This is a genomic window from Deinococcus rhizophilus, assembly GCF_030271215.1.
In the GTDB taxonomy this organism is placed as follows: domain Bacteria; phylum Deinococcota; class Deinococci; order Deinococcales; family Deinococcaceae; genus Deinococcus; species Deinococcus rhizophilus.
Map to the genome: position 1 here is coordinate 1 of NZ_JASNGB010000431.1, position 357 is coordinate 357.

1 pseudogene is annotated in these 357 nt (G+C 77.6%); it reads left to right on the forward strand.

Annotated elements, in window-relative coordinates:
- Positions 1-357 (forward strand): annotated as a pseudogene (locus QOL99_RS17715) (hypothetical protein); the annotation flags it as partial.

Consider the following 357-nt stretch of genomic DNA (forward strand, 5'->3'; position numbering starts at 1 on the left):
GCCGCCGAGGGGACCGGGGGACGGCGGGCGGGGCGCAGGCAGGCCGGGCCGCTGCGCTTTCGCCCGGCGCGGCAGGCCACGCTGCTCAAGGAATGGCGGATGGTGGGCCGCGACCCCGAACTGCTCTCGCGCACGCTGCTGCAACTCGTCTACCTGCTGCCGCTGATGGCCTCGGCGTGGCGCGGCTCGGTGGTGGGGGCGGCGAGCGCGGGCATTGTGCTGCTGGGAGCCAGCCTCGCCTCGGCCCTGGCGCACCTCACCCTCAACGCGGAGGACGCCCCGGACCTCCTCGTCACCGCCCCGCGCAGTCCGGCGGCCCTGCGGCGCGACAAGTGGCTGGCCGCCGCCCTGCCGCCC